Here is a 19,727-nt window from a genome sequence, read left to right on the forward strand (position 1 = left end):
GACACGCCGCTGTTTCGCTGCCGTAAAGCCTCGATCACGGCCTCTCAGCTAATTGACCTTGCAGGTCAAGTGCGCCTTTTCCGTCGGCGTCAGTTCTTTGGTACGGACCAGCGGAGGTGAGCCAAATCACGCATATTTTGTGAGCCGTGACACCCTCTCGGAGCGGTGTAACGCGACCCTAGGGCGGTTGCATGCGCGAGCCGCATCCGATGCTCGACGTAATCAAGATCACACTCAAGCTTGGCGTGACGCAAAGCATTTCACTGAGGCGGTTGCGGTTATGTCGCCGAAACGATCCTTCCGATCACCGAGATATATTGCCGTAGAAGCATATTCGACCGCGCCTCTGTCGACGGTCATCGACTGTCCCGTCGGTCGCCGGCACGATGTTCTGCCACACCAAGACCGCTGTCTCACAATTGTTTTCGTGGCCCTACGAGCGACCTTCGCCGGCCGGAGTGAGCTCCCGATCGCGGCAGCACAGTGGGGGCCTCCGGCGTGCTTCACCCGTCCACGCGGCGGAAGGCGGAGCCGAAACATCTGCTGTCGCAACGAGATACGTTCGTGATCGGCAAGAAACAGCCGTCAAATTTCTCGAATTCGGAGCAAATCGCCATCAAATTCAGCTAACAGCAAAACAATTAATTCGCAATAAATCCGCGGAGATATTCGACGCGGCTAATTGCTTAGATAAATCGCCGGCGACGACGCCGAACGGATCAGCGCCCGGCAGCCAGCAGCCGGCGCAGCCCGGTCGGCGCTTTGCCGTTGGACGACGGGTGCGGCTCGGAGATCACCACTCGCTGCGTGTCGACGTGGTCGACCAATGCCGGCATGTTCCGCTCGCCGGCGGCGATGAGCTCATCGATCTTGGCGGCCAACGCCGTTCGGTACACACCGACCAGGTAGCGATTGGTCCCATCCCACGGCAGCACTACGTCGGCGTCGACTTCGATGGCTCGAGCCAATAGCACGTCGATCAAGTCGGGGGTGAGGAACGGTACGTCGACGACGCTCAGGAATGCCCGCTCGGCACCGGCGGTCGCTGCGGCGTGCAATCCGCGTGCGGTCGCCAGCAGTGGACCCAGGCCCCGAACGTCGTCGCGGACCACCTCGGCCGACAGCTTCGGCAGCGCCTGTCCCGGCGCGGCGACCACGAACACCGGCTGACACCGCTGACCGATGACGCTGACAACGTTCTCGACCTGCGTTCCAGACCCCGCAATCGGCTTGACAGCCTTGTCACGCCCAGCCCGGAGCGAGGCGCCCCCAGCCAACACCACACCGGCTAACGAGGCCGGCCCAGTTGCCGCAGCCACCTCAGTTCACTGTCCAGGTGTCGCGGCCGTGCAACAGGGACTGCAGGGCGCCGCGGTCAGACGGTTTCGACTCGCGTGCGGCGCGGATCTGCGACCGCGCGGCATCGTCGTAAGTGGGCCGATTGACCTGACGGAAGATGCCCATCACGGTGTGCTCCAGATTTTGCTGGGAGAGCCGCGACAGTGCGTAGGCGTAGGCGGAATCATTGGCGTGCGCGTCGTGCACCACGATCTCGTCGACGCTGACGTCGGCGGTCTTGGCGACTTCGAGCCCGAAGCCGGAGCGGACGACGCAGTAGTCGTCGTTGGCGCCGAAGACGATCGGCTCGCCGTGGTGGACGTTGATGACCCGCTCCTCGGCGCCCTCTTTGCGCAGCGCGTCGAACGAGCCGTCGTTGAAGATCGGGCAGTCTTGCAGGATCTCGACCAGCGCGGAGCCGCGGTGCTCGGCAGCGGCACGCAGCACCTCGGACAGGCCTTTGCGGTCGGAGTCCAGCGCGCGGCCGACAAAGCTCGCCTCGGCCCCGAGCGCCAGCGACACCGGGTTGAACGGCTGATCCAGCGAGCCCATCGGCGTCGACTTGGTCACCTTGCCGACCTCGGACGTCGGCGAGTACTGACCCTTTGTCAGGCCGTAGATCCGGTTGTTGAACAGCAGGATGGTCAGGTTGATGTTGCGGCGCAACGCGTGGATGAGGTGGTTACCGCCGATCGACAACGCGTCCCCGTCACCGGTGACCACCCATACCGACAGGTCCTCTCGTGCCAGCGCCAGACCAGTCGCGATCGCAGGCGCCCGACCGTGGATCGAGTGCAGGCCGTAGGTCTCCAGGTAGTACGGGAACCGGCTCGAGCAGCCGATGCCGCTGACGAACACGATGTTCTCACGACGCAAGCCCAACTCCGGCAAGAAGTTTCGCATCGTATTGAGGATGACGTAGTCGCCGCACCCGGGGCACCAGCGGACTTCTTGGTCGGTGGTGAAGTCCTTGGCCTTCTGCGGCGTGTCGGTGGTGGGCACACGGCTGTGCTTGGACAGCACGTCGCTCAGACCCAAGTCCGCGCCAATCAGGTCAGTCATTACGCTCCCGCTCCCACTGTGGCCGCCGCCAATCTCGCGACCATCGTCTTGTCCTGCTCGATTTCAGCCAGCGTCCCGCCCAGCGCGGCGCGGATGAGGCGGCCCACCTCGTCGGCCAGGAAGGCAACACCCTGCACCTTGGTGACCGATTGCACGTCGACCAGATACTTGCCGCGCAGCAACAGCGCCAACTGGCCGAGGTTCATTTCCGGGCACACCACCTGCGGGTAACTTCGCAGCACCTCACCCAGGTTCGGCGGGAACGGCCGCAGGTGACGCAGATGCGCGTGGGCGACCTTGATGTCGTTGCGCCGTGCCCGCCGGCAGGCTTCGCCGATCGGGCCGTACGAACTGCCCCAGCCGATCAGCAGCAGCTCGGCATCGCCGGTCGGGTCGTCGACTTCGATGTCGGGAACCGAGATCCCGTCGATCTTGGCTTGCCGCAACCGCACCATGAGGTCGTGGTTGGCCGGGTCGTAGGAGATGTCGCCGGTGCCGTTCGCGGATTCCAGCCCGCCGATGCGGTGTTCGAGACCGGGAGTGCCGGGAACGGCGAACAACCGAGCCAGCGTCTCCGGATCGCGAGCATAGGGCTGGAAGGGCTCGTCAGGGCTGGCGAAGGTGTGCTGAATGGGTTGCAGCTCATCGACATTCGGAATCCGCCACGGCTCCGAGCCGTTGGCGATCGCGCCGTCGGACAGCACGATCACCGGGGTGTGGTACGACACCGCGATACGCACCGCTTCCAGTGCAACGTCGAAGCAGTCCGACGGCGATCGCGGTGCGATCACGGCCACCGGCGACTCGCCGTTGCGCCCGTAGAGCGCCTGCAGTAGGTCGGCCTGTTCGGTCTTGGTCGGCAGACCGGTCGACGGCCCACCCCGCTGCACGTCGATGACGATCAACGGAAGCTCGGTCATCACCGCGAGGCCGAGCGTCTCGGACTTCAGCGACAGGCCGGGTCCTGATGTGCTGGTCACGCCGAGCGCTCCACCGTAGGACGCGCCCAATGCGGCACAGATACCGCCGATTTCGTCCTCGGCCTGGAACGTCAGCACATTGAAGTTCTTGTGCTTGGACAGCTCATGCAAGATGTCCGACGCCGGCGTGATCGGGTAACTGCCCAACACGAGCTGAAGATCGGCCAATTGGCCGGCGGCGACGAGGCCGTAGGACAGCGCGGTGTTGCCGGAGATCTGCCGGTATTCGCCCGCGGGCAGTTGCGCCGGTGCGATCTCGTAGGTAGTTGCGAAGGCTTCGGTGGTCTCGCCGTAGTTCCATCCGGCCTTGAGCGCCAACACATTCGCCTCGGCGACGTCCGGCTTGCGGCCGAACTTCTCCCGGATGAACCGCTCGCTGGTTTCGATCGGCCGGCCGTACATCCACGAGAGCAGGCCCAGGGCGAACATGTTCTTGGCGCGCTGACCGTCCTTCTTCGACGCGCCGATGGCCTCGACCGCGCCGAGCGTCAGCGTCGTCATCGCGACCGCTTCGACCTTGTAGTCCGACAGCTCCCCGGATTCCAGCGGGTTGGCCTCGTAGCCGACCTTGGCCAGGTTGCGTTTGGTGAACTCGTCGGAGTTGGCGATTACCAGCCCGCCGATCGGCAGGTCCATGAGATTGGCTTTCAGCGCCGCCGGGTTCATCGCCACCAGCACGTCGGGGCGGTCACCGGCGGTGAGGATGTCGTAGTCGGCGATTTGAATCTGGAACGACGAGACACCGGGCAACGTGCCCTGCGGCGCACGGATCTCCGCGGGATAGCTCGGCTGGGTGGCCAGGTCGTTACCGAAAAGCGCTGCCTCAGAAGTGAATCGGTCACCGGTGAGCTGCATACCGTCGCCGGAGTCACCGGCGAAACGGATGACGACTTTCTCCAGCTTTTCCCGTTCGGGCAATGCCGAACCGGTTCGATGCGAATCTGAATCAGATTCTGACCTGGCTCCGTTTTCACTCGGACCCACGTCGCCGCCTTCCGTCGCTGTTCACCGCACGGGCATGTGGTCGATACCGGTACGTCTCGCCCCGAGTGCACCCTCGGTCGGTTTTTATGTCACTGGCAGTACCGATTATTGCACTTCTCTTAAAGAAGGAATGACGCAGGTGCACGTCACCACGCTACCGCGACCCAACCAAAGCGCGAGGTCAGACACACGACATTGACCGGTACGAACTCGAAGTGTGGCGTTCGTCACTTTCGGTGGCGATGAACTCTAAGAATCGAAAGCTACGCGTGGGTAACATTTGCTAGCGGTCCGTCTCCCCCGTTCGGGGGAGGGCCGGGGTAGCTGATTTCGGGCCGGTTTCCGGCATCGCGACCCAGTACAGCGCCAAGCCGATCGCGGCGATCACGCCAAGCGACATGAAGGCCGTGTCGTAGCCGGCGGCCACCACAATTGCGCCGGCGATGATGTTCGACAGGGCCGCGCCGACGCCCCACATCGCGGTGAGAGCTCCGAGGCTGACATTGAAGCGCCCGGTGCCGTGCGTCAGGTCTTGGACGACGAGCGGGAACAGTGCGCCGAAGATGCCGGCGCCGACGCCGTCGAGAACCTGGACGCCGACGAGCCAGTACGGGACATCGGACAACGTGTAGAGGAAGCCGCGAACCGTGAGGAAGGCGAAGGCGACGAGGAAGATCGGCTTGCGGCCCCAGCGGTCGGCCTTCGCTCCGGCCACGTAGGCCATCGGCACCATCACGATTTGCGCGGCGACGATGCACGACGCCATCAATGCGGTGCCGACGTCTTTGTTCTGCAGCGCCAGGACCTGCCCGACCAGCGGAAGCATCGCCGCGTTGGCGAGATGGAAGGCGGTCATCGCCGCAGCGAAGATCAGCAATCTGCGGTCGTGCAACAACACCGCGAACCCGGACGGCGGCGGGTGAGCCTCGCCGGGCTTGTGGTCCATTCCGCGGGCCACGTCGTGGTCGATCGCGTCACCGGGGATCCGCAACGCCGCCACCACGCTCAGCGCCGCCATCGCGGCCAGCACCCAGAACACCACCGCCGGGCCGAACCAGTACGCCAACCCGCCCGTGATCGCGCCGGCGGTCGCGTTGCCCGCGTGGTTGAAGGACTCGTTGCGCCCGATCCGCCGGGAGAAAGCTCGGCTGCCGACAACGCCCAGCGTGATCGCGGCCAGTGCCGGCGCGAAGACCGACGCGGCGGTACCGGTCAGCACCTGCAGGAGTGAGATCGCGAGAAAGTGCGGAAACAGCGGCATGGCCAGCGTGCCGACCGTGACCGTGATCGCCCCGGCGACGATCAGCGCTCGCTTAGCTGAGGTCCGGTCCACCATCGCGCCGACCGGTGTTTGCGCGACGATCGCGGCGATACCGCCGATGCCCATCACGAACCCGATCGAGGCCTGATCCCAGTGATGCGTCAGCAGGAGATAGACCGACAGGTAGGGGCCGAGACCGTCACGCACGTCGGCCAGAAAAAAGTTCAGCGAATCCAGCGCGCGAGAGATCCGGCCGGCGGTGGAACTCAACGATCAGCTACCGGGCGGGAGCGCCGACCCGACAGGCGTTAAGCGCTCTTGTCGCGGCGCTCGGCGCGCGACGGCTTGCGGGGCACGATCGTCGGCAACACATTGTCCTCGACCGTCTCCTTGGTCACCACGACCTTGGCGACGTCGTCGCGGCTGGGGATGTCGTACATCACCGGCAGCAGGACTTCTTCCATGATCGCGCGCAGGCCGCGAGCTCCGGTGCCCCGGTGGATCGCCTGGTCGGCGATGGCTTCCAGCGCATCCTGGCTGAACTCGAGCTCGACGTTGTCCATCTCGAACAGCCGGGTGTACTGCTTGACCAGCGCATTCTTCGGTTCGGAAAGGATCTTTACCAGCGACTCCATGTCCAGGTTCGTCACCGAGGCAACGACCGGCAACCGGCCGATGAATTCGGGGATCAGCCCGTATTTGATCAAGTCTTCCGGCATGACGTCGGCGAAGTGGTCGGCCGTGTCGATCTCGGCCTTGGAACGGACCTCGGCACCGAAGCCCAGGCCGCGCTTGCCGACCCGGTCGGAGACGATCTTCTCCAGGCCGGCGAAGGCGCCCGCCACGATGAACAACACATTGGTCGTGTCGATCTGGATGAACTCCTGGTGCGGGTGCTTGCGACCACCCTGCGGCGGCACCGATGCCTGAGTGCCTTCCAGGATCTTCAGCAGCGCCTGCTGCACGCCCTCCCCCGACACGTCGCGGGTGATGGACGGGTTCTCGCTCTTGCGGGCGATCTTGTCGACCTCGTCGATGTAGATGATGCCCGTCTCGGCACGCTTGACGTCGTAGTCGGCGGCTTGGATCAGCTTGAGGAGAATGTTCTCGACATCCTCGCCGACGTAGCCGGCCTCGGTCAGCGCGGTGGCATCAGCGATCGCGAACGGCACGTTGAGCATCTTGGCCAGGGTCTGCGCCAGGTAGGTCTTTCCGCAGCCGGTGGGGCCGAGCATCAAGATGTTCGACTTGGTCAACTCGACCGATTCACTCGACCGGGAGTCGCGGCCCTTCTCGCCGGCCTGAATTCGCTTGTAGTGGTTGTAAACCGCGACGGCGAGCGTCCGCTTGGCGGTGTCCTGCCCGATGACGTAGCCCTCCAGGAATTCCCGGATTTCGGCGGGCTTGGGCAGCTCGTCCAGTTTCACATCGTCGGCGTCGGCGAGTTCCTCTTCGATGATCTCGTTGCACAGATCAATGCATTCATCGCAGATGTAAACGCCTGGCCCCGCGATGAGCTTCTTGACCTGCTTTTGACTCTTTCCGCAGAACGAGCACTTCAGCAGGTCGCCGCCGTCTCCGATGCGCGCCATGGTGCTGGGGGCCTACTTCCTGTTCACCGTTGGATCGTGCTAAGTCGCGTGTATTTACCGACGCTACCCGCTTGCCATAAGGCGATGCGACCGATAGAGGCGAATCGCGTCGGTGATATTCGTGTTGTGCGCCTGAACATATCGCCTCAGGCGTCCCCATGGTCACCTGTACGCGCCACTGTGTCTCTGGCGTGTCGCGCACGTTATGTGACTGAGAGGCAGGCGTGTCCGACGGTCCTACATTGAAGCCTGTGGATTTCGTAGTGCCCGAGGATACCGTGTTGATCGCTGATGGCGGTGTGGCGACGGAACTCGAGGCGCGCGGCCACGATCTGTCCGATGCGCTGTGGTCGGCGCGGCTGCTGCTCGACGCGCCGCAGGAGATCACCGCGGTGCACGCGGCGTTCTTTCGCGCCGGGGCGGCGATCGCGACCACAGCCAGCTATCAGGCGTCCTTCGACGCCTTCGCCGCCCGCGGGATCGGTCGCACCGAGACAGCCGGTTTGCTGCGCCGCAGCGTCGAGCTGGCCGCCGACGCGCGAGCACAGGCGGGCCGTGGGTGGATCGCGGCGTCGGTGGGTCCGTACGGCGCCGCACTGGCCGACGGGTCGGAGTACCGCGGGCGTTACGGGCTCAGCGTCGCGCAGCTGGAGGCCTGGCACCGGCCTCGCCTCGAGGTGCTGGCCGACGCCGGCGCCGACGTGCTGGCGTGCGAGACCATTCCCGACGTCGACGAAGCGCAGGCGCTGATGAACCTCGTGCGATCGCTCGGTGTGCCCGCGTGGCTCAGCTACACCGTCGACGGCGCATGCACCCGCGCCGGCCAACCGCTGGCCGACGCGTACGCCGTGGCCGACGGTGTGCCGGAAATCGTTGCGGTGGGGGTCAATTGCTGCGCACCGGCCGACGTCTTGCCTGCGATCGGACCGGCGTCGGCCACCGGCAAGCCGGTGATCGTCTACCCCAACAGCGGCGAGCGCTGGGACCCCGCACGACGCGCATGGGTTGGCCCAGCGAGCTTTTCGCAACAGTTGGCGGCGCAGTGGGTCTCAGCGGGTGCGCGGGTGGTCGGCGGGTGCTGCCGGGTCCGGCCAGCCGACATCGCCCAGTTGGCGGCCGCGCTGACCTAGCCGCTTACGCGTTCGACGCGGAGAGTTTCCGGTACTCCAGCACGGTGTCGATGATCCCGTAGTCCTTCGCCTCTGCGGCGGTCAGGATCTTGTCCCGGTCAGTGTCCTTGCGAACCGTCGCGGCATCCCTGCCGGTGTGGTGGGCCAGCGTGGTCTCCATCAGTGTGCGCATCCGCTCGATCTCGGCGGCCTGGATCTCCAGGTCGGAGAACTGCCCCTGGATGACGCCGGACAGCGACGGCTGGTGGATCAAAATCCGCGCATTGGGCAGCGCCATCCGCTTGCCCGGTGTTCCGGCGGCCAGCAGCACCGCCGCGGCCGAGGCGGCCTGGCCCAGACACACCGTCTGGATGTCGGCACGCACGTATTGCATGGTGTCGTAGATCGCCATCAGCGAGGTGAAGCCACCACCGGGCGAGTTGATGTACATGGTGATGTCGCGGTCGGGGTCCAACGACTCAAGCACCAGCAACTGGGCCATGATGTCGTTCGCCGACGCGTCGTCGACCTGCACGCCGAGGAAGATGATGCGTTCCTCGAACAGCTTGTTGTACGGGTTCGACTCTTTGACACCCCAGCTGGAGTGCTCGACGAACGACGGCAGGATGTAGCGCGCCTGCGGCTGAATGTCGGGGTTCATGACGGGGTGACTCCGTTGGTCTCGGCGCGGGTGATGATGTGGTCGACGAAGCCGTATTCCAGGGCTTCGGGTGCGGTGAACCAGCGGTCGCGGTCGGAATCCGCCACGATCCGCTCGATCGGCTGACCGGTGAATTCGGCGTTGAGCCGGAACATCTCTTGCTTGATGACGGCGAACTGCTCGGCCTGGATGGCGATGTCGGCGGCGCTTCCGGTCACTCCACCGAGCGGCTGGTGCATCAGGACGCGGCAATGCGGCAACGCGTAACGCTTACCTTTGGTGCCGGCGGCCAACAGGAACTGGCCCATCGACGCGGCCATCCCCATCCCGTAGGTGGCGATGTCGCACGGCGCCAGCACCATCGTGTCGTAGATCGCCATGCCGGCACTGATCGAGCCGCCCGGCGAGTTGATGTACAGCGCGATGTCTTTGGTGGCGTCTTCGGCCGCGAGCAGCAAGATCTGCGCGCACAACCGGTTGGCGATGTCGTCGTCGACCTGCGACCCCAGGAAAATGATGCGCTCGGAGAGCAAGCGCTCATACACCGAGTCGACAAGGTTCAGACCCTGCGCGCTTGCGCGCATTTCAGTCCCACGGCTCACAGTGGGTTACCTGCTTTCTCGAGTTCCGTAATAACCGACACTAACCAACGGGGGCCGTCACGCACTCCCCGAAACTCCCGCGTTCGCTCTCAGCGTCACTTCGTGTCGCCCGACGGCTCCTCGGACGAGGCGGCTTCGGCGGCCGGCTCGTCAGCGTCCTCGGTCTCGCCTTGCTTGCCACGCGGGCCGAAGAACTCGGTGGTGTCGACGACGGTTCCGTCGGTGTCGGTCACCGTGGCCGCGTCGACCGCCGCGGCAATTGTCAGCCCGCGGCGGACATCGGCGAACATCGCCGGCAACTGGTTGTTCTGCTGCAGATATCCGAGCAGTTGCTGCGGCTCGATGCCGTACTGCCGCGAGGTCACCACCAGACGTTCGGTGAGGTCTTCCTGGCTCACCTGGATTTCCAGGTCGTCGCCCAACGCATCCAGCAGCAGCTGGGTCTTGATCGCCTTCTCGGCCTCCGAGCGCGCGTCGGCGTCGAACTTCTCGCGTGTCGTGCCCTGCTTCTCGAGTGCCTCGGCCAGCTTCGCTTCGTCGTGGTCGAGCCCGTGCAGCGCGTTGTGCAGCGTGCTGTCCACCTGGGCTTGCACGATCGATTCCGGCAGCGGCATGTCGACCTGCTCGATCAAGGCCTCCAACGCGTTGGTACGGATCTGCTCGGCCTGCTGCACTCGCTTGGTCCGTCGAACCTGATCGGCCAAGTTCTCACGCAACTCGCCGATGGTGTCGAATTCGCTTGCCAGTTGCGCGAATTCGTCGTCGGGCTCGGGCAGCTCACGTTCTTTGACCGAGTTGACGGTGACGGTGACTTCGGCCTCCTGGCCGGCGTGCGGGCCGGCGGCCAGTTCGGTGGTGAACACCTTCGACTCGCCGGCGGTCAGACCGACGATCGCGTCGTCCAGACCCTCGATGAGCCGACCGGAGCCGACCTCGTGCGACAGACCCTTGGTCGCCGCCTCGGGAACGTCTTCGCCGTCGATGGTGGCCGACAGGTCGATCGAGACGAAGTCGCCGGACGCGGCCGGCCGCTCGACGCCGGTCAACGTGCCGAACCGGGCGCGCAGCGACTCCAGTTCGGCGTCCACTTCCTCGTCGTCGACAGCGATCGGGTCGACGGTGATCTTCAGCGCACTCAGGTCGGGCAGCGTGAACTGCGGTCGCACGTCGACCTCGGCGGTGAACTCCAGATCCTCGCCGTACTCCTTCTTGGTGACCTCGATCTCGGGCTGGCCGAGCGGCTTGACGTCGGACTCGGTGACGGCCTGGCCGTAGCGGCTCGGCAACGCCTCGTTGACGACCTGGTCGAGCATCGCCTCCCGGCCGACGCGCGCCTCCAGCAGCTTGGCCGGCGCCTTGCCCGGCCGGAAACCGGGCAGCCGTATCTGCTTCGCCAATTCCTTGTAGGCCCGGTCGAAGTCCGGCTTCAACTCCTTGAAAGGCACCTCCACGTTGATGCGAACCCGGGTGGGGCTCAGCTGCTCGACGGTGCTCTTCACGCGTGTACTCCTCGGTTGTGCTGACGGTCTGTACTACTCAAGCCTTGATGGGTGGGACATGCCAGTCGGGGTGACAGGATTTGAACCTGCGGCCTTCCGCTCCCAAAGCGGATGCGCTACCAAGCTGCGCTACACCCCGCGGTGACCTCGAAATACTACGGCCCAGGCCCGTCGGCCCCGTAGCGGCCTCACGGCTGGGTCACGGGACGGCATCATTTGGATAGGATGTCTGCCGCGACGTACAGTCGCGCTCGACTGAAACACGCGGGCGTAGCTCAATGGTAGAGCCCTAGTCTTCCAAACTAGCTACGCGGGTTCGATTCCCGTCGCCCGCTCGATACGGGCGCCAGAAACCGTGGCGGACTAGGCTGAGGACGCTCAACGCGTCTGCGTTGGCCCAGTCGCCGACGTGGGCGACCCGGCAAGCTGAGGAGGCTGACCGATTCAGCATCCAGGTGCCACTGCCGATGTCGACATCCACGGCTCATGCGCGACGCGCTTCGACGGAGTACGCCAGGCATTCGCGCGGAACTTCTTGCAGGGCAAAGAAGTTGGCGCAGCGGTCGCCGCGTGGGTCGACGGCGATCTGGTGGTCAACCTGTGGGCCGGAACGGCCGATGCCGAGGGCACCAGGCCGTGGCAGGTGGACACGCTTTCCACTGTGCTGTCCGGCACCAAGGGCCTGACGAGCACCTGCGTCCACCAACTCGTCGAACGCGGCGAGATCGATCTCGATGCGCCGGTGGCCCGCTACTGGCCCGAGTTCGCGCAGGCGGGCAAGAAGGACATCACGGTCGCGATGGTGATGAGCCACCGTTCGGGGGTCATTGGCCCGCGCAAGCGCCTGGACTGGACACAGGTCACCGACTGGGATCTGGTGTGCGACCGACTGGCCGCCGCCGAACCGTGGTGGGAGCCGGGCACCGCGCAGGGCTATCACATGACGACTTTTGGGTTCATCCTCGGCGAGCTGTTCCGTCGCGTCACCGGCGGCACCGTCGGCCAGTACCTGCGCACCGAGATCGCCGAACCGCTCGGCGCCGAGATCCACATCGGCATGCCGCGTGCCGAACAACACCGGTGCGCCGACCGGGTCGCCAAGCCGCACATCCGCGAGATACTGGCCGACGTCCACGCGCCGGGCTACCCGACCTCGCTGGCCGAGCACCCGAAAGCCGGCCTGGCCGTGTCGATGGGTTTCGCGCCGGATGACGAAGTGGGGTCGAACGATCTCGAGCTGTGGCGCGAGCTTGAATTCCCTGGGACCAACGGGCAGGTGTCGGCGCTGGGGCTGGCGACTTTCTACAACGCGTTGGCACAGGAGCAATTGCTGAGCCGCCGGCAGATGGATCTGATCCGGGTCCCGCAGGGCGGTCTCGACACGGACCTGGTCCTCGGCCCGCGCGTCGCCGACCACGGGTGGGGACTGGGTTACATGCTCAACCAGCGCTGCGTCAACGGGCCCAATCCGCGGATCTTCGGCCACGGCGGCCTGGGCGGCTCATTCGGTTTCGTCGATCTGGAGAACCGGATCGCCTACGCCTATGTGATGAATCAATTCGACGCGACCAAGGCCAACGCCGACCCGCGCAGCGTCGTCATGAGCGACGAGATCTACGCGGTGCTCGGCGTAACGAAGCGCTGACCTGATTCAGCTCGACGAATCGCTACCGCCGGACGCGGAAGCCCCGCCCGAGCTGTCCGCTCCGCCGGTGTCGCCGCCGACCGAAGCACCGCCGCCGCCGGTGTCGCCGCCGACCGCGGGTCCGCTGGACGCGTCGGGTCCCGGTGCGCTCGGTCCGGAACCGTTGGCGTCAGGTCCGCCAGTGCCCGGCCCGGCTTCAGGACCTGCGCCAACGGGTCCGCTGCCGGGTTCATGTGCACCTGGCTCACCCGGTCCGCCCGGTCCGCCGGGACCATTCGGTTCACCTGGCCCGCCCGGCTGGCCGGGCTCATGCCCGGGGCCGCCCGGCTCGCCGGGCCCATGTCCGCCATGACCACCGGGGCCGCCGGGCTCATGCCCTCCGGGGCCGTGTCCGCCATGACCGCCGTGTCCGCCGCCGGGGTCGCCGGGGTCCCCTGGGCCGCCCGGGCCACCAGGGCCCCCAGGCCCACCCGGGCCGCCGGGCCCCGGACCGCCGGGGTTGCCGGGGTTGCCCGGTCCCGGCCCGCCGGGCGGAATGATGATTTTCGGCGGCGGCTGGACGATGGTGGGACCGTTGTTGATGATCGTCGGTGACGGCACCCAGGCACCGTGGCAGTTGTTCAAGTCCCAGTTGGATCCCCACGACGGATCCCAGAAGTCGCCGGGGCACCAGCGCGGAATGGGTTGCGCCTGGGCTGCGGTCACGCCGCCCAAGCCGGCTAAACCAACAGCTGCGGCGATCGCTGCCGATGCGATCGCGCGGCCTGCGGACTTGTTCATGGACCATGCGTACCTGGCCAAGCTATGCGCTCGCCCTGTGGAACCTAGTCGCCGAATTTGAGTGTCTTCACGTCTGGCACGTCGGGCACCAGAAGACATTACGGCCCTCCAATTCGGCTGTGCGAACGGCAGTTCCGCACACCCGGCACGGGTCGCCGGCCCGCCGGTAGACGTAGGTGCGGGGCCGGCGCGGACCGTACGAGGGTGCGCCATGATCGTGTTCGGGCCGCACGGTGATGATCTTGCCGCGGCGCACCCCGACTTTCATCAAGTCCACCAAGTCGGTCCATGCCTGCGCGAACTCCGCTTCACCGATCGCGCGTCCGGTCCGATACGGGTCGATGCCATGACGGAACAACAGCTCGTTACGGTAGACATTGCCCACGCCAGCGATGATGGTCTGATCCATCAATAGTGCACCGATTGGCCTGCGCGACTTGTTAATTCGCTCCCAAGGCCACCCCGGTTCGGCGTCCCACCGAAGCGGGTCGGGCCCTAGGCGCGCGACGACGTCGGCGACCTGAGCCTCGTCGATGACTTCGCACACCGTCGGTCCGCGTAGGTCGGTGCCGTATTCGGCGCCGACCATCCGCATGCGTACCGCGCCCACCGGGTCAGGCATCCCGTCGCCGGCGGTCCATTCGGTGAACTTGCCGTACAGGCCGAGGTGTACGTGCACCGTCGCGCCGCCCACATAGTGGTGGAACAAGTGCTTGCCCCATGCGGTGGCCCGTCGCAGCACCTGCCCGTCGACCGTCGACGCCGCGTCCGCGAATCTGCCTTGCGGACTGGAAATCGCCACCGGCGCACCGGCATAACGCCGCTGGTGCAGCCGGGCCAGTCGATGCAGTGTGTGCCCTTCGGGCACGTCGACTACTTGCCGTCGGCGCCGGGCACCGGCGGCGCCTGATGGGTGCCCTCGTACTCGTCGAGGATGTCGATACGACGTTGGTGGCGTTCGGCTTTCGACCACGGCGTGGACAGAAATGCGTCGACGATCTCCAGCGCTTCGGGCACGGTGTGCATGCGACCACCGATGCCGATCAGCTGCGCGTTGTTGTGCTGGCGGGCCAGCGACGCCGTCTCCACGCTCCACGCCAGTGCGCAGCGGGCGCCCGGGACCTTGTTCGCGGCGATCTGCTCGCCGTTGCCCGATCCGCCCAGCACGATGCCCAAGCTGCCGGGGTCCGCCACGGTTTTCAGCGCGGCGGCGATACAGAACGCCGGATAGTCGTCGTCGGCGTCGTAGGTGTAGGCGCCGCAATCGACCGGCTCGTGGCCGGTCTGTTTCAGGTGCTCGATGATCTGCTGTTTGAGTTCGTAGCCGGCGTGGTCAGAGCCGAGGTAGACACGCATGACCGTGATCCTGCACCGCCGACCTCCGCTAGTCGAATTCGGGTGCCTCGGTGCGGGTCCGCTTGAGCTCCCAGAAGTGCGGATAGGCCGCAAAGGTCACCGAGGCGTCCCACAATTTGCCGGCCTCTTCGCCGCGCGGGATCTTCGACAGCACCGGGCCGAAGAAGGCGGTGCCGTTGATGTGAATGGTGGGCGTGCCGACGTCCTCGCCGACGGCGTCCATCCCGGCGTGGTGGCTCTTGCGCAGCGCATCGTCGTAGGCGTCGCTGGTGGCGGCATCGGCCAACTCGGCCGGCAGGTCCAGTTCCTCGAGCGACTGCTTGATCACGTCGTCGAGATCTTTATTGCCCTCGTTGTGAATGCGGGTGCCCATCGCCTTGTACAGCGGCGCGAGGATGTCAGCGCCGTGGGACTGCTCAGCGGCGATCGCGACCCGGACCGGGCCGAACGCCTTGGCGAGCTTCTCCTTGTATTCCGTGGGCAGGTTCTCCCGGTTCTCGTTGAGCACCGCCAGGCTCATCACCCGGAAGTGCACGTCGATGTCGCGAACCTTTTCCACCTCGAGGATCCAACGCGAAGTGATCCAGGCCCACGGGCACAGCGGATCGAACCAAAAGTCGGCAACTGATTTTTCAGACATGCGGAATCCTCTCCTCAACGGTCGGCTAGCCGTCCAGCACAACCCTAGACGCGGCGGTCCTGTTCCCGCCGCCGACACCGAGACGCCTAGATTGGACACGTGGCACTCCCCAACCTCACCCGCGACCAAGCCGCCGAGCGCGCTGCGCTGATCACCGTCGACCGCTACCGAATCGACTTGGACCTCACCGACGGCAACGGCAACCCGGGCGAACGCAGCTTCCGCTCCACCACGACTGTGGAGTTCGATGCGCTCACCGGCTCCGACACCGTCATCGACATCGCCGCAGACACCGTACGCAGCGCGACCCTGAACGGCCGCGAGATCGACGTGTCGGCGTACAACGAGTCGACCGGCATCGCTCTGAGCGGTCTGGCCGAGCACAACGTCGTCGTGGTCGACGCGGACTGCCGTTACTCGAACACCGGCGAAGGGCTGCACCGGTTCGTCGACCCCGTCGACAACGAGGCGTACCTGTACTCGCAATTCGAAACAGCCGACGCCAAGCGGATGTTCGCGTGCTTCGACCAACCCGACCTCAAAGCCACATTCGACGTGTCGGTGCGCGCACCGCAGCACTGGGAAGTGGTGTCCAACGGCGCCACGGCGAACGTCGCGGACGGCGTGCATACCTTTGTCACCACGCCGAAGATGAGCACCTACCTGGTGGCGTTGATCGCGGGTCCGTATGCGCGCTGGGATGACGTCTACAGCGACGAGCACGGCGAGATCGCGCTGGGCATCTTCTGCCGGGCCACGCTCGCGGAGTTCATGGACGCCGAGCGGCTGTTCACCCAGACCAAGCAGGGTTTTGGCTTCTACCACAAGAACTTTGGTGTGCCCTACGCGTTCGGCAAGTACGACCAGTTGTTCGTGCCGGAGTTCAACGCGGGCGCCATGGAGAACGCCGGCGCGGTGACGTTCCTGGAGGACTACGTCTTTCGCAGCAAGGTCACCCGGGCGTCCTACGAGCGTCGCGCCGAGACGGTGCTGCACGAGATGGCGCACATGTGGTTCGGCGATCTGGTCACCATGCAGTGGTGGGACGACCTGTGGCTCAACGAGTCGTTCGCCACCTTCGCCTCCGTGCTGTGCCAGGCCGAAGCGACCGAATTCACCACGGCGTGGACGACTTTCGCGAATGCCGAAAAGTCGTGGGCCTACCGCCAGGACCAGCTGCCGTCGACGCATCCGGTGGCCGCCGACATCCCCGACCTGGCCGCTGTCGAGGTGAACTTCGACGGCATCACCTACGCCAAGGGCGCCAGTGTGCTCAAGCAACTGGTGGCCTACGTCGGCCTGGAAGATTTCCTGTCCGGGCTGCGCGACTACTTCCGCGCGCACGCGTTCGGCAACGCGACGTTCGGCGACCTGCTCGGCGCGTTGGAAAAGGCCTCCGGCCGTGACCTTTCCGACTGGGGACGGCAGTGGCTGAAGACCACTGGCCTCAACACCCTGCGCGCGGACTTCGACGTCGACGCCGACGGGAAGTTCAGCCGGTTCGCGGTGACGCAGAGCGGTGCCGCACCCGGCGCGGGTGAGACCCGGACGCACCGGCTGGCGGTCGGCATCTACGACGACGGCAGTGACGGCCGCCTGACCCGGGTGCATCGTGAGGAACTCGACGTCAGCGGTGAGACGACGGAAGTACCTGCGCTGGTTGGTGTTCCGCACGGGAAGCTGATCCTGGTCAATGACGACGACCTGACCTACTGCTCGCTGCGGCTCGACCCCGACTCGCTGCAGACCGCACTGGACCGCATCGCCGACATCGCCGAGCCGCTACCGCGAACGCTGGTGTGGTCGGCGGCATGGGAGATGACCCGCGACGCCGAGCTGCGTGCCCGCGATTTCGTGTCGCTGGTCTCCGGCGGCATTCAGGCCGAAACCGAAGTCGGCGTCGCCCAGCGGCTGCTGCTGCAGGCGCAGACCGCGTTGGGGTCCTACGCCGACCCGGACTGGGCGCAGTCGGAGGGTTGGCCGGCATTCGCCGATCGGCTGCTGGAACTGGCCCGGGGCGCGGAGAGTGGTTCGGATCATCAGCTGGCCTTCGTCAACGCGCTCTGCACGTCGGTGCTTTCGACACGGCATGTGACGGTGCTGGCCGATCTGCTCGATCACGAGCCCGCCGAGCTGGGCCTGGCCGGTCTGTCGATCGACACCGACCTGCGCTGGCGCATCGTCACCGCGCTGGCCGCCGCGGGCGAGATCGACGCCGCGGGCCCGGAGACACCGTTCATCGACGCCGAGGTGAAGCGCGATCCGACCTCCGCGGGCAAACGGCTCGGCGCGCAGGCCGCAACCGCGCGGCCGCAAGCGGCGGTGAAGGAGGCGGCGTGGATCTCGGCCACCGAAGACGACACGTTGGCCAACGCCACCACTCGCTCGATCATCAGCGGCTTCGTACAGCCCGGGCAGGGCGCACTGCTGAAACCGTTCGGCGCCAAGTACTTTGCGGCGATCCCGGGCCTATGGGAGCGCCGGTCCAGCGAGGTGGCGCAGACCGTGGTGGTGGGCCTGTACCCGTCGTGGGACATCAGCGACACAGGCCTCGCCGAGGCCGACGAATTCCTCGAGGATTCCGGGCTGCCGCCGGCGCTTCGCCGGCTGGTGCTCGAGGGCCGCGCCGGGGTGGAGCGGTCGTTGCGCGCCCGCAAGTTCGACAGCGGCGGCGCGGCCTGATCGGCCCGTCGCCCGCTACGCCGGTGAGATGCCGGCGCTGGTGACCCGGATCGCGCTGATGAGACCGTCGATCAGCTGGCCGTCCTTGAGCGCGGACGCCGCGGCGGCGACGCCCAGCGGCGCTGCCGATTCGGCTCCCCGGCCGCGGACGTGCGATCCGTAGACCACCTCGATCGCGTGCTGATCGGGTGAGACGGCGATCAGCACCGCATCGTTGGGAGTCGGCACCTTGGCCAGGATCTCGCGTGCCCTCGCCCCGGTGTCGCTACCCAGGTCGCCGATGTAGACGGCGAACCGAGCGGCCGCGGCCCGCGACCCGTACGTCAGCGCGTCATCGAGGGCGACCAGGTCGTTGGTCGGGAACGGATAGTGCACCGAGAGCTCACCGGGCTCGGTGACCCCGGAGATGCGTCCACTGGTCGTGATCGCCGAACCGTAGGGCAGGTCGGCCGGAGCGATCGTTGCGACGTCACCACTTGCCACTTGCGCCACCTCCCACGCTGAACTCGGCGTCCCCGTGGCCGTGACCGTGACCGTGACCGACGACCTCGTCAGTCGCGGCCCACAGGATGGGCGCATGGGTCCAGGACTCGGACAAGTTGTAGGTCGCCGGGTGCGGGCCCTTGCGTGACCAGATCAGCGCCGCCAACACCGCTACCAGCAACAACGGGACAGCCAGGAACAGCGTGTGCATTTCCATCGTGTTCACGACGCAAACCGTATCCCACGGGTGACCCGAGAGCTACGTTAGGCAGCGCCCTCGCCGAGATATCGCGCCCAGGACGGATCGAGATCCTTGACCGTCGACAGCAGACGCCAGTGCTGGCCTTTCGGCGATGCCGGCGCCATCCGCAGCGACCAGCCCAGCTCGGCCAGCAACTTGTCGCCTTTTCGGTGGTTGCACGTCGAGCAGCACGCCACGCAGTTCTCCCACGAGTGCTCGCCGCCGCGGCTGCGCGGCACCACGTGGTCGACGGTGTCGGCCTTACCGCCGCAGTAGGCGCAGCAGAACCGGTCCCGGTGCATCAGGGCGGCGCGGGTCATCGGCACCCGGGCGCGGTAGGGCACCCGGACGAAAACGCGCAGGCGGATCACCGACGGCACCGCGATCGATCTGGCCGCCGAGTGGATGACGGGACCGGACGGATCGTCGTGCACCACGTCGGCTTTGCCGCAGAGCAGCATGATGATCGCCCGCCGGACGGGCAGGGCGGTCAACGGCTCATAGGTGGAGTTCAGCAGCAGCACCCGTCGGCGATTCCAGATCGATCCGCTGTCGTGCTGCGGGTGGGTGTCGCCGGTCTGGACGCTGTGCAGGCTTGAGCTCATCGCGGGCCCGGTGAGGCCTGCCGCCGCCCCTGAAGTGTGGTGGCTGCGGCGTTTTGTGCGCTGCGGCATACGTCCTCCCTCGACAGTCCACCACGATTCGCCAGCCAGCGCACCCCAAATAGCCTCGTGTCCGCTGGTCAATCCGGTTAACAGCCGGTAGCGACATCGGCGACCAAGGTTCACGCGTCGCTCTGCGGCCGACTTCGG

18 protein-coding genes and 2 tRNA genes are annotated in these 19,727 nt (G+C 66.1%); 4 read left to right on the forward strand and 16 right to left on the reverse strand.

Annotated features, from left to right (window positions below; all coding sequences use genetic code 11):
* Positions 1–719 precede the first annotated feature (719 nt).
* The 5 genes from mobA to clpX all read right to left on the reverse strand — a co-directional run bounded on the left by mobA (position 720) and on the right by clpX (position 7,217).
* On the reverse strand, positions 720–1,319 hold the full coding sequence (gene mobA, locus G6N27_RS07610; RefSeq protein WP_163775789.1) for a molybdenum cofactor guanylyltransferase: 600 nt from the start codon (positions 1,317–1,319) through the stop codon (positions 720–722).
* A 1-nt stretch (position 1,320) separates the two neighbouring features.
* The gene (locus G6N27_RS07615; RefSeq protein ID WP_163775790.1) at positions 1,321–2,400 is read right to left on the reverse strand and encodes a 2-oxoacid:ferredoxin oxidoreductase subunit beta; all 1,080 of its coding nucleotides are present in this window, start codon (positions 2,398–2,400) and stop codon (positions 1,321–1,323) included.
* Positions 2,400–4,364 carry a 2-oxoacid:acceptor oxidoreductase subunit alpha gene (locus tag G6N27_RS07620; protein ID WP_163775791.1) on the reverse strand — a complete coding sequence of 655 codons (1,965 nt, stop codon included), beginning with the start codon at positions 4,362–4,364 and terminating at the stop codon, positions 2,400–2,402. The genes G6N27_RS07615 and G6N27_RS07620 overlap by 1 nt, the downstream gene beginning before the upstream one ends.
* Positions 4,365–4,647: 283 nt before the next feature.
* Positions 4,648–5,895, reverse strand: a complete 1,248-nt coding sequence (locus tag G6N27_RS07625; protein ID WP_163775792.1) for an MFS transporter — start codon at positions 5,893–5,895, stop codon at positions 4,648–4,650.
* A 38-nt stretch (positions 5,896–5,933) separates the two neighbouring features.
* Positions 5,934–7,217: an ATP-dependent Clp protease ATP-binding subunit ClpX gene (gene clpX, locus G6N27_RS07630; RefSeq protein ID WP_163775793.1), complete on the reverse strand. Its 1,284-nt coding sequence runs from the start codon at positions 7,215–7,217 to the stop codon at positions 5,934–5,936.
* A 263-nt stretch (positions 7,218–7,480) separates the two neighbouring features.
* On the opposite strand from clpX, the gene mmuM reads away from it, so the two are divergent.
* Positions 7,481–8,347 carry a homocysteine S-methyltransferase gene (gene mmuM / locus G6N27_RS07635; RefSeq protein ID WP_163781495.1) on the forward strand — a complete coding sequence of 289 codons (867 nt, stop codon included), beginning with the start codon at positions 7,481–7,483 and terminating at the stop codon, positions 8,345–8,347.
* Between the two features lie 4 nt (positions 8,348–8,351).
* Here mmuM and G6N27_RS07640 read toward each other — a convergent pair whose 3' ends face one another.
* The 4 genes from G6N27_RS07640 to G6N27_RS07655 form a co-directional block, all read right to left on the reverse strand.
* Entirely contained in the window at positions 8,352–8,987 is a 636-nt protein-coding gene (locus tag G6N27_RS07640; RefSeq protein WP_163775794.1) for an ATP-dependent Clp protease proteolytic subunit, read from the reverse strand.
* Positions 8,984–9,589: an ATP-dependent Clp protease proteolytic subunit gene (locus G6N27_RS07645; protein ID WP_163775795.1), complete on the reverse strand. Its 606-nt coding sequence runs from the start codon at positions 9,587–9,589 to the stop codon at positions 8,984–8,986. Before G6N27_RS07645 ends, G6N27_RS07640 begins: the two co-directional genes overlap by 4 nt.
* A 95-nt stretch (positions 9,590–9,684) precedes the next feature.
* Positions 9,685–11,088 (reverse strand): trigger factor, encoded by a 1,404-nt coding sequence (gene tig, locus G6N27_RS07650; protein WP_163775796.1) that lies wholly within the window; start codon positions 11,086–11,088, stop codon positions 9,685–9,687.
* 65 nt (positions 11,089–11,153) lie between these two features.
* A tRNA-Pro gene (locus G6N27_RS07655) sits at positions 11,154–11,227 on the reverse strand.
* Between the two features lie 125 nt (positions 11,228–11,352).
* Here G6N27_RS07655 and G6N27_RS07660 point away from each other — a divergent pair.
* Positions 11,353–11,423: transfer RNA gene (locus G6N27_RS07660), tRNA-Gly, on the forward strand.
* 107 nt (positions 11,424–11,530) lie between these two features.
* Complete coding sequence (locus G6N27_RS07665) at positions 11,531–12,733, forward strand: serine hydrolase domain-containing protein (protein WP_163781497.1); 1,203 nt, start codon at positions 11,531–11,533, stop codon at positions 12,731–12,733.
* A 6-nt stretch (positions 12,734–12,739) separates the two neighbouring features.
* On the opposite strand, the gene G6N27_RS25225 is transcribed toward G6N27_RS07665, so the two are convergent.
* The 4 genes from G6N27_RS25225 to G6N27_RS07685 form a co-directional block, all read right to left on the reverse strand.
* The gene (locus tag G6N27_RS25225) at positions 12,740–13,513 is read right to left on the reverse strand and encodes a hypothetical protein (RefSeq protein ID WP_163775797.1); all 774 of its coding nucleotides are present in this window, start codon (positions 13,511–13,513) and stop codon (positions 12,740–12,742) included.
* Between the two features lie 67 nt (positions 13,514–13,580).
* Positions 13,581–14,381, reverse strand: coding sequence for an Fpg/Nei family DNA glycosylase (locus G6N27_RS07675; protein WP_163775798.1), 801 nt, complete (start codon positions 14,379–14,381; stop codon positions 13,581–13,583).
* A gap of 5 nt (positions 14,382–14,386) precedes the next feature.
* Positions 14,387–14,869, reverse strand: a complete 483-nt coding sequence (locus G6N27_RS07680; protein WP_163775799.1) for a ribose-5-phosphate isomerase — start codon at positions 14,867–14,869, stop codon at positions 14,387–14,389.
* Between the two features lie 28 nt (positions 14,870–14,897).
* A complete protein-coding gene (locus tag G6N27_RS07685) occupies positions 14,898–15,509 on the reverse strand; it encodes a mycothiol-dependent nitroreductase Rv2466c family protein (protein WP_163775800.1) in 612 nt (203 codons plus the stop codon).
* A 99-nt stretch (positions 15,510–15,608) separates the two neighbouring features.
* Here G6N27_RS07685 and pepN point away from each other — a divergent pair, with 99 nt between their 5' ends.
* Positions 15,609–18,191, forward strand: coding sequence for an aminopeptidase N (gene pepN, locus G6N27_RS07690; protein ID WP_163775801.1), 2,583 nt, complete (start codon positions 15,609–15,611; stop codon positions 18,189–18,191).
* Between the two features lie 15 nt (positions 18,192–18,206).
* Here pepN and G6N27_RS07695 read toward each other — a convergent pair whose 3' ends face one another.
* From G6N27_RS07695 to G6N27_RS07705, 3 genes are read right to left on the reverse strand one after another with little or no spacing between them, the layout of a single operon-like run.
* Positions 18,207–18,674, reverse strand: a complete 468-nt coding sequence (locus G6N27_RS07695; RefSeq protein WP_179963358.1) for a DUF5130 domain-containing protein — start codon at positions 18,672–18,674, stop codon at positions 18,207–18,209.
* A complete protein-coding gene (gene ctaJ / locus G6N27_RS07700; protein ID WP_163781499.1) occupies positions 18,661–18,891 on the reverse strand; it encodes an aa3-type cytochrome oxidase subunit CtaJ in 231 nt (76 codons plus the stop codon). The genes G6N27_RS07695 and ctaJ overlap by 14 nt, the downstream gene beginning before the upstream one ends.
* Positions 18,892–18,938: 47 nt before the next feature.
* Positions 18,939–19,589: an HNH endonuclease gene (locus tag G6N27_RS07705; RefSeq protein WP_163775803.1), complete on the reverse strand. Its 651-nt coding sequence runs from the start codon at positions 19,587–19,589 to the stop codon at positions 18,939–18,941.
* Positions 19,590–19,727 lie beyond the last annotated feature (138 nt).

It is taken from the genome of Mycobacterium cookii (assembly GCF_010727945.1).
GTDB lineage: Bacteria > Actinomycetota > Actinomycetes > Mycobacteriales > Mycobacteriaceae > Mycobacterium > Mycobacterium cookii.

Coding starts and splice junctions, on each gene's coding strand:
- G6N27_RS07640 (WP_163775794.1), bottom strand. CDS start 8,987: ATGAACCCCGACATTCAGCCGCAGGCGCGCTACATCCTGCCGTCGTTC.
- G6N27_RS07685 (WP_163775800.1), bottom strand. CDS start 15,509: ATGTCTGAAAAATCAGTTGCCGACTTTTGGTTCGATCCGCTGTGCCCG.
- ctaJ (WP_163781499.1), bottom strand. CDS start 18,891: ATGGAAATGCACACGCTGTTCCTGGCTGTCCCGTTGTTGCTGGTAGCG.
- G6N27_RS07615 (WP_163775790.1), bottom strand. CDS start 2,400: ATGACTGACCTGATTGGCGCGGACTTGGGTCTGAGCGACGTGCTGTCC.
- G6N27_RS07680 (WP_163775799.1), bottom strand. CDS start 14,869: ATGCGTGTCTACCTCGGCTCTGACCACGCCGGCTACGAACTCAAACAG.
- clpX (WP_163775793.1), bottom strand. CDS start 7,217: ATGGCGCGCATCGGAGACGGCGGCGACCTGCTGAAGTGCTCGTTCTGC.
- G6N27_RS07705 (WP_163775803.1), bottom strand. CDS start 19,589: ATGCCGCAGCGCACAAAACGCCGCAGCCACCACACTTCAGGGGCGGCG.
- G6N27_RS25225 (WP_163775797.1), bottom strand. CDS start 13,513: ATGAACAAGTCCGCAGGCCGCGCGATCGCATCGGCAGCGATCGCCGCA.